The 8900-nt window shown below is 68.9% G+C and carries 8 protein-coding genes; 3 read left to right on the top strand and 5 right to left on the bottom strand.

Annotated elements, in window-relative coordinates; all coding sequences use genetic code 11:
• Nucleotides 1-239: 239 nt before the first annotated feature.
• Nucleotides 240-794: an ActR/PrrA/RegA family redox response regulator transcription factor gene (locus tag V5F48_RS24620; RefSeq protein WP_138400236.1), complete on the bottom strand. Its 555-nt coding sequence runs from the start codon at nt 792-794 to the stop codon at nt 240-242.
• Nucleotides 795-878: 84 nt separating this feature from the next.
• Entirely contained in the window at nt 879-2213 is a 1335-nt protein-coding gene (locus V5F48_RS24615) for an ActS/PrrB/RegB family redox-sensitive histidine kinase (protein ID WP_394260597.1), read from the bottom strand.
• Nucleotides 2214-2430: 217 nt separating this feature from the next.
• Between V5F48_RS24615 and V5F48_RS24610 the strand changes: the two genes are divergently transcribed.
• Nucleotides 2431-3852 carry a polyhydroxyalkanoate depolymerase gene (locus tag V5F48_RS24610; RefSeq protein WP_394260596.1) on the top strand — a complete coding sequence of 474 codons (1422 nt, stop codon included), beginning with the start codon at nt 2431-2433 and terminating at the stop codon, nt 3850-3852.
• A 61-nt stretch (nt 3853-3913) separates the two neighbouring features.
• Nucleotides 3914-4672, top strand: a complete 759-nt coding sequence (locus V5F48_RS24605; RefSeq protein WP_394260595.1) for a M48 family metallopeptidase — start codon at nt 3914-3916, stop codon at nt 4670-4672.
• 159 nt (nt 4673-4831) lie between these two features.
• Here the strand turns inward: V5F48_RS24605 and V5F48_RS24600 are convergent, their stop codons facing one another.
• The 3 genes from V5F48_RS24600 to V5F48_RS24590 all read right to left on the bottom strand — a co-directional run bounded on the left by V5F48_RS24600 (nt 4832) and on the right by V5F48_RS24590 (nt 7755).
• A complete protein-coding gene (locus V5F48_RS24600; protein WP_394260594.1) occupies nt 4832-5248 on the bottom strand; it encodes a DoxX family protein in 417 nt (138 codons plus the stop codon).
• Between the two features lie 93 nt (nt 5249-5341).
• Nucleotides 5342-6445: an AbrB family transcriptional regulator gene (locus V5F48_RS24595; protein ID WP_394260593.1), complete on the bottom strand. Its 1104-nt coding sequence runs from the start codon at nt 6443-6445 to the stop codon at nt 5342-5344.
• Nucleotides 6442-7755: a pyridoxal phosphate-dependent aminotransferase gene (locus V5F48_RS24590; RefSeq protein WP_394260592.1), complete on the bottom strand. Its 1314-nt coding sequence runs from the start codon at nt 7753-7755 to the stop codon at nt 6442-6444. Before V5F48_RS24590 ends, V5F48_RS24595 begins: the two co-directional genes overlap by 4 nt.
• A gap of 354 nt (nt 7756-8109) precedes the next feature.
• Between V5F48_RS24590 and V5F48_RS24585 the strand changes: the two genes are divergently transcribed.
• Nucleotides 8110-8700, top strand: coding sequence for a malonic semialdehyde reductase (locus V5F48_RS24585; RefSeq protein ID WP_394260591.1), 591 nt, complete (start codon nt 8110-8112; stop codon nt 8698-8700).
• The last annotated feature ends 200 nt before the right edge of the window (nt 8701-8900 follow it).

Genomic DNA, 8900 nt, shown 5'->3' with positions numbered 1-8900 from the left:
TTCCGAAGCCGGATGTTTCCGGCTTCGGCTCTTGGGGAACCGAACTCGGCAACAGCCGAGTTCGGGCGGGAGAGGGTTCCACACCGTGCCCGGTCGACGCCGCAGCTTTCCAAGACGAGACATCGCACCGACTGCGGCGCTTGCCCCATCCCTGCGCGCACCCCTACCGCGGCGCGCCTGCCCCATCCTTGCGCGAGCCGCTACCGCGGCGCGCCAGGTCCTTGCCTAAGCGCGAACCCCTACCGCGGCGCGCGCTTGGCCAAAATCCGCTGGAGCGTGCGGCGATGCATGGAGAGGCGGCGCGCGGTCTCGGAGACGTTGCGTCCGCACAATTCGTAGACGCGCTGGATGTGCTCCCACCGCACCCGGTCGGCAGACATGGGATTTTCCGGCGGGATCGGCTTGTGATCGGCGCTGGCGAGCAGCGCAGCCACCACGTCGTCGGCATCGGCGGGCTTGGCCAGATAGTCCACCGCGCCCATCTTTACCGCCGTCACCGCTGTGGCGATGTTGCCGTAGCCGGTGAGCACGATGGCCCGCGCGCCGGGCCGGTGCCGCTTCAGCGCCGAGATCACGTCGAGCCCGGTGCCGTCGCCGAGGCGCATGTCCACCACCGCATAGGCGGGCGCCGAGGCTTCCACGCGGGCGAGGCCATCGGCAACCGTCTCTGCCGTGGCCACCTCGAAGCCGCGGGCCTCCATGGCCCGTGCGAGGCGCTGCAGGAAGGAACGGTCGTCGTCCACGATCAGAACCGACCGGTCTTCCCCCACGTCGGGCGGCGTCGTCTCATTCATAACGTCTTCCTCAAAAATCCAGCTCCGGCAGGGCCGGCTACGAACAGAACTGGCTGCGGCTTTCTACGCCGACTGCCTGGTAGATTAATCCGATCCGCGTCCCTTTGTCGCGTAGTCATCCGTCTCAATGGCCAGTGCCTTGCGCGGCCAGTGCATGCGGATGACCGCACCGGTCTCCGGCGGGAAGCGATTCTGGAAGGTCAGGGTCGCCCCGGTGCGCTCAAGCAGGGTCTTGGCAATAAAGAACCCGAGCCCCAGCCCGCTCTCCCCGTCCTCTTCCAGGCGGTCGCGGGCCCGGGACGTCACATAGGGCTGGCCGATGCGCCCGCTCACCTCCGGCGAAAAACCCGGGCCATCGTCGGCCACCACGATGTCGAGGCCGGCCACGCTCCACTGGGCGCTGATATCGACCCGCGTGGCGGCAAAATCCACCGCATTCTCCACCAGATTGCCCAGGCCGTAGAGCAGGCCCGGATTGCGGGCGATCACCGGCGCGTCCGGATCGTCCTTGACCTGGACGTTGATGGCGATGCCGAAATTGCGGTGCGGCTCCACCACCTCCTCCAGCAGCAGCGCCAGCGGCATGCGGTCGAACGGCGCGTCGCCCGCGCTCAGGGAGGTGAGCTTCTGCAGGATGTCGCGGCAGCGGTTGGACTGGTCGCGTAGCAGGGCCACGTCCTCCGCGTGGGGATCGCCATCGGTCATGGAGCGCTGCATCTCCTTCACCACCAGGGCGATGGTGGAGAGCGGCGTGCCCAGTTCGTGGGCGGCGGCGGCAGCAAGGCCATCGATGGCGGACAGATGCTGCTCCCGCGCCAGCACCAGCTCGGTGGCCGCGAGCGCCTCCGCCAGTTCCCGCGCCTCTTCCGCCACCCGCCACGCATGCATGCCGATGAAGCCCACCGCCACCGACAGGGACACCCAGATGCCGGCGAGATAGAGGTCCGGCAGCACCGGCAGGTCGCCGCCCACCCACGGCAGCGGCCACGCCCACAGGCCCACCGTACCGGCGCAGGCCACCGCGAGCAGGCCCAGCAGCACCGTGGTGGTCCAGGACAGGGCGGTGGAAGAAATCATGACCGGCGCGAGATAGAGCAGCACGAACGGGTTCTTCAGCCCGCCGGTCAGGTAGAGCAAGGCGGTGAGCTGGAGCACGTCGTAGGCCAGCAGCGGCCCGGCAGCGGCATCGCCGAGCCGGCGGGCCACCGGATATTTCACCCGCAGCAGCACGTTCACCAGCGCCGACAGGCCCACCACCGCAAGGCAGGAGGTCAGCGGCAGCGGAAAGCCAAGCCCGAGGTTCACCACCACCAGTGCCAGCACCTGGCCCGAGATCGCGAGCCAGCGCAGCCGAATCAGCGTGTCGAGGCGCAGCCCGAAAGAGCGGCCGTGCGGTGGCGTGACGAAGGCGGTGCTCATGAGCGTGCGCCTTTCAGATCAGCACCTTCAGGGGAGTGAGCGCGCCCTGGAACCTTGCCTGCGCCCAAGATGACGCAAGGGAATAGTGGCCCGGATGCCATAAGCGAGCGCGAAGCGAACTCTATGTCTTTTGTCGGCATTGACCAAACCTGCAAGTGCGCTCACGTTTCCGGAAGGCGCCAACCGTAACGGAGCGCACTAATCGTGAGGAGCGCAGATGGCAATCGGTGAGTTCGCGAGCGCACTGCGTTTGCCGCGCCAGGGTGATGTCGGCCTTTCGACCCCGCTCTACTGGATGTACGAGATGGGCTATGCGGCGCTCAACCCATCGCGGGCGGTGGCGGATGCCAGCCGTGCGGCCCTCAACAATCCGATCAATCCGGTGTCTCACACCACCCTCGGCAAGTCCATGGCGGCCGCCTGCGAGTTGTTCGAGCGCACCACGCGGCGCTACGGCAAGCCGGACTGGGGCATCACCCACACTGTGGCGAACGGCCAGAGCGTGCCTGTCCACATCAATACCGTGTGGCGCCGACCTTTTTGCAACCTCCTGCATTTCGAGCGCGCGTTCGAATATCCGCCGCGCCAGCCGCAGCCGCGCCTGCTCATCGTGGCCCCGGTGTCGGGCCACCACGCCACGCTGCTGCGCGGCACCGTGGAAGCCATGCTGCCCACCCATGACGTCTATGTCACCGATTGGGTCGACGCCAAGCTCGTCCCCCTCACCGAGGGGCGGTTCAGCCTGTCGGACTATGTGGACTACCTCATCTCCATCTTCCACCGCCTGGGCGGCGACTGCCACGTGATGGCGGTGTGCCAGCCGGCGGTTCCGGTGATGATGGCGGTGGCGCGCATGGAGGCGGAGGAAGACCCCTTCGTGCCCAAGTCCATGATCCTCATGGGCGGCCCCATCGACACCCGCGAGGCGCCCACGGCGGTGAACACCCTCGCCAAGGACCGCGGCATCGACTGGTTCAAGCGCACCGTGCTCACCACCGTGCCGTGGTCGCATCCGGGCGCCATGCGCGAGGTCTATCCCGGCTTCCTGCAACTCAACGGCTTCATGTCCATGAACATGGACCGCCACCTGCAGGCCCATTGGGACCTGTTCCACCATCTGGTGCAGGGCGATGGCGATTCGGCCGAGAAGCACCGCGACTTCTACGACGAATATCTCGCGGTCATGGACCTGACGGCCGAGTTCTATATTGAAACGGTTGAGAACGTGTTCATCACCCACGCCCTTCCCAAGGGTGAGATCATGCACCATTCCCAGCTGGTGAAGCCCGAGGCCATCCACCGCGTCGCGCTGATGACGGTCGAGGGCGAGAAGGACGATATCTCCGGCATCGGCCAGACCAAGGCGGCGCATACGATCTGCCCGCGCATTCCCGAGGACAAGCGCGCCCATTACGAGCAGCCGGGCGTCGGCCATTACGGTGTGTTCAACGGCTCGCGCTTCCGCTCGGAGATCGCCCCGCGCATCGCCGACTTCATCCTGTCCCAGGAGCTGCCGCGCGGCGCTACCGCCCGGCGCCCCAGCGAGCGGCCCGCCGCCGAGGCGGTCGAGGACGGCCCGGACGTATTTGCGCTCAACAAGAACGTGACCGCCTTTTATCCCCGGGTTGCTCCGACTTAGCACTGGCAGGGCGAAGCAATTGAGGGGAAGATGCGGAGGTAACGTCGCCCCGGTTGTCCCCATGCTGTTCCGCCGTCACGACCCCAAGCCGCCCGCACCGCGGGCGGCGGAATGGATCGAGCTGATGCTCGATGACGGGTTGCTGCGCGTTGCGGTACGCCGGCACCCCCAGGCGCAGCGCCTGACCCTCCGCGTCCGCGCCGCTGCGCGGGACGTGACCCTCACCGCCCCGCCCCACGTGCCCCTCGCCTTCGCCCGCGATTTCGTGCACCGCCATCGCGAATGGGTGCGGGTGCGCCTGGTGCGCCTGCCCGAAAAGGTGCTGTTCGAGGCTGGCGCACTGATCCCGCTCCACGGCACGCCCCATCGCATCGTCCATTCCCCGCAGGCCCGCGGCACCGTCTGGGCGGCGCCGGACGCCGACGGCCACCCCGCCCTGCATGTGGCGGGCGAAGCGCCCCATCTGGCGCGGCGGGTGCAGGACTACCTCAAACGCGAGGCGCGGCAGGCGCTTGGCGCCGCCGTGAAGACCTATACGGCAGCGCTGAAGGTCGAAGTGGGCCGCATCACGCTGCGGGATACGGCGAGCCGCTGGGGTTCATGCTCGGCGCGGGGCGACCTGTCGTTCTCCTGGCGGCTGATCATGGCGCCGACCTTCGTCCAGGATTATCTGGCCGCCCACGAGGTCGCCCACCGGCTGGAGATGAACCATGGGCCGCGCTTCTGGCGGCTGGTGGAGCAGGTGTGCCCGCACCGCCGGGAGGCAGAAGCCTGGCTGCGCCGCCACGGCTCCGACCTCCACCGCTACGGCTGCGAATAGGCCGCCGCTCGGGACGCGCGCCCTGCTCAGGGCCTGTTTTGAAATTCAAAGGGCACAGCCGCGATCACACCGTGATGGCCGGGTCAAGCCCGGCCATCACGGTGATAAAGCCGGTGCGAGGGCTGCAATCCCCCATCCGGGCGAATGATCAAACGGCGCTCAGTTCCATTCCTTGCGGCCGAGGGCGAAGCGGCCCGGACCGGCGGCGAAATAGAACAGCAGGCCGCCCATGATGGACGCGTTCTTGAGGAAATGGATCTGCTGGCCCATCGCCGCGGCCGGGTCCGCAACCGTCCAGAACACGTGGGAGGTGGCGGTGGCGATCACCACGAAGCCGGCCAGCACCACCGCGACCATGCGCGGGAGGACGCCGAGGATGAGCAGCAGGCCGCCGCCCACTTCCACCACGATGGTCGCATAGGCCATCTCCGTCGGCATGGGCACGCCCTTGGCGGCGAGGCTCGCGGCGAAGCCGGCGACGTTGCCGATCTTGCCGATGCCCATGGGCAGGAACAGGGACGCCATCAGCAACCGGCCCGCGAGCAGGGCCAAATCATCGAGTATCCGCAAGCCCATTCTCCTCAGCTTACCGCCATGATGACGAAAGGTGAGGCTTGTTAGGAGCGGCCCCCGGGCGCGGGCAAGCGCCGCGCTGACGCAGCCGATACACTATTTCGTGTGCTCGCCCTCCTGCGGACTACGGTGCTTTGCCACCTCCTTGACCTCTTCCGCCGCCGCGAACAGCAGCCGCGCCGCCACCGGCAGGGCCACCGACAGGCCGGCGAAGCGGAACAGGTGGTGGGCGCTCATGAAGGCCGGGTCGTAGCCGAGGGCGAAGCCGAGCGCGGTCATCGCCTCCAGCGCGCCGGGGGCGAAGGCGGTGACCAGCTTGCCCAGATCATCCCCGGTGAGCCAGGCCGCCAGCAGGGCGAACAGGGTGGAGATGCTCACCGCCACCAGGAAGGCCCCGAGCGAGGCGAGGAAATAGGCCCGGATGGTGCCGAGCGTGGTGCCGAGGAAGCGCACCCCCACGCTCGCCCCGAGCACCACGAAGGCGGGCACGACCAGAAACGGCGGCAGCACCGCGTTGGAGAGGCCGGTCGCATGCAGCCCCGCGCTGCCGGCGAGCGCGCCGAGGATGAGCCCGCCCGGCACCTTCAGCCATGCCGCGCCCAGCCCGGTGAGCACGCAGACGCCGAAGAGCACCGCCACCTCCGGCACCGTCGAGACGTGGGGCGGCAGCGGCAGGCCACCAGCGGTGAGCCCGGCGGTGCCCAGCACGTTGGGCAGCGCCACCACCAGCAGGAACAGGCGCAGGGCCTGGGCGAAGGCCACCTTGCGCAGGTCGGCGTTGGTGTCGGCGGCCATGGCCACCACGGTGCCGAAGGCGCCGGGGGCGGAGGCCCAGAAGGCGGTCTCCCGGCTCCAGCCGGCGACGCGCGTGAGGAACAGCGCGCCCCCGGCCATGGTGGCGAGCACGCTGGCCCCAAGGCACGCCATGCTCACCGGCCAGGTGGCGGCGCGGGCGAAGGTGTCCGGCGTCAGCGCCGTGCCCATGGAGGTGCCCAGCACGATGAAGGCGAGGAAGCGCACCCATTCGGGCACCGCGATGCGCACCCCCGCCACGGCGAGGGCGATGGACACCACCAGCGCGCCGGAGATCCAGGCGGCGGGCAGGCCCAGGGCCGCGAACACGGCGCCGCCGAGGGCGCCCGCCCCCAGCGTCACCACCGCCGCGACGGCCAACCGCAGCTGAGAGGCAAGAGGTCTCACGCCGCGTCCGTCCCCTCGGGCCCGTCTCCCGTGAGCCCGTCTCCCTGAAGCCCCTGCCCCATCAGCCAGGCCACGAGGCGCCGGCTGGCCTCCGCGAGCTGAGCTTCGCCCCGGGCAAAGCACAGGCGCATGAAGCCTTCCCCTCCGGGACCGAACGCGGTGCCGGGGGCAAGGCCCACATTGGCCTCGTCCACCAGGGTGAGGCCCAGGCTGCGCACATCCCGCCGGCCCGCGATGCCGAAGAACAGATAGAAGGCGCCAGGCGGCTTCACCAGGTCCACCTTCCCGGTGCCGATCAGCGCGTCGGCGACGAGGTCGCGGCCCTTGCGGGCACGGGCGATCTGCGCGGCGACGAAATCCTCGCCCTGATCGAGCGCCGCCACCGCGCCGCGCTGCATGAAGGCGGCGACGCCGGAGGTGGAATACTGGATCAGGTTCTCGATGACCTGCCCGAGCCGCGGGTCGGCCTCGATCCAGCCCACGCGCCAGCCGGTCATGGCCCAGTTCTTGGAAAAGGTCTGGACGAACAGGATGTGGTCGTCCTCGTCCATCACGTCGTGGAAGGACGGCGCGCGGGGCTGGTCGCCATAATAGAAGCGGCCGTAGATCTCGTCGGCGATGATCCACAGGCCGTGCCGGCGGGCCAGGTCCAGCACCGCCCTGAGGTCGTCGGGAGTGGCCACGAAGCCGGTGGGGTTGGCCGGGGTGTTCAGGAAGATGGCGCGGGTGCGCGGGGTGATGGCCTGCGCCAGCCGCTCATGGTCGAGGCTGAAGCCGTCCCTGCCATAGGCGAAGGGCACATACACCGGCCGCGCCCCCGCCTTCTGCGCCGCGGCGGCGGCATTGGGCCAGGAGGGGGAGGGAATGATCACCTCGTCCCCCGCCCCCACCGCCATGGCCAACGCGATATGGATCGCCTGCATGCCCGAGCCGGTGACGAAATAGCGGTCCGGATTTTCCGGAACCCCATAGGTGCGCGCCATGTAGCGGGCGATGGCGATGCGCAGTTCCGGCAGGCCGCGCTGCCAGGTGTAGAAGGTCTCGCCCGCATGCAGCGCCGTCGCCGCCGCCTCGCAGATGAAGGGCGGGGTGGCGACATCGCCCTCCCCGGCCCAGAGCGGGATCATGCCGGGGCGGTCGCGGCCGTAGTTCATCACCTCGACGATGCCGCTCTCCGGCAGGGTGCGGATGTGGTCGCGCACCCGCTCCAGATAGGGGTCTTCCCCCGCGCCGACAGGCGCAAGCGGCAGCTTCGGGGAGGCAGCGGCGGAGGCGGGTTCTTCTGGCGCAGGGAACGCACGCGAATTCATGGCGGGCTCGCGGAACGGAGCAATCGGGACAGGCGGCGGCTCATACCATCGGCCTTGGTCTTCGACCGATGCCGAGAGGGTATCGCTCAGGCGCCGCGCGGGCTCAAGACCAACGGCGAGAAGTCATGCGCATCGGCCGTCGGCATATGGAGGCTTCGGCGGCGGAGCGCCCATCAATTGTGGGGGAGGAGGGATCAGGCGCGCTGATGACAGCCGCCGTGCAGATGTGCAAGGGCATGCTTGCAAGCCGGGCCATTGTACCGGCGCCCGCGCCGTCCTACCTCCGTGGCGACGCTTCCGATCCGGAGCGCGCGGGCACACGCCGCGCCCCGGCTGCCCCAAGGACCATTCAGCATGACCAGCAAGATCGACCAGGCCGCCATCGACCGCCTGTTCCTCGACGCCCGCTCGCAGAACGGCTGGACCGACCAGCCGGTGACCGAGGCGGAGATCCGCGCCCTGTACGATCTGGTCAAGTTCGGCCCCACCTCCGCCAACACCCAGCCCGCCCGCTTCGTCTTCGTCACCAGCGCCGAGGCCAGGGAGCGCCTGCGCCCGGCCCTGTCGCCCGGCAATGTGAAGGCGCTGGCGGCGCCGGTCATCGCCATCATCGGCTATGATCTGGCCTTCCACGACAAGATCCCGGAAGTGTTTCCGCACAATCCGGGCTTCCGCGACGTCTTCGTGAACAATCCGGCGGCCATCGAGCCCCACGCCTTCCGCAACTCCTCGCTGCAGGGCGCCTATCTCATCCTCGCGGCGCGGGCGCTGGGGCTGGACGTGGGTCCCATGTCCGGCTTCGACGCGGCCAAGGTGGATGCGGAATTTTTCCCCGGCGGCACGGTGAAGACCAATTTCATCGCCGCCATCGGCCACGGCGACCCGGAAAAGGTAATGCCCCGCCTGCCGCGCCTCGCCTTCGCCGACGCCGCCCAGATCGTGTGAGCGGAAAAGGGCCGGCGCGGTTTTGAGAGCCGGCCTGTCGACCGGGCGCGGTGCGAACCCTCTCCCGCCCCAAAGCCGGATGTTTCCGGCTTCGGTCCTTGGGAGCTGAACTCGGCAACAGCCGAGTTCAGGCGGGGGAGGGCTGGGTGGGGGCAGACACTCTCCGCCTAACCCTTCCGCAGGTATTCTGCCCCGGTGCT

The sequence above is a fragment of the Xanthobacter autotrophicus ATCC 700552 genome, from assembly GCF_043194565.1.
Lineage (GTDB): Bacteria > Pseudomonadota > Alphaproteobacteria > Rhizobiales > Xanthobacteraceae > Xanthobacter > Xanthobacter autotrophicus_F.
Note: the sequence above shows the minus strand (reverse complement) of the source record. Positions and strands in the feature narration are given on the sequence as shown.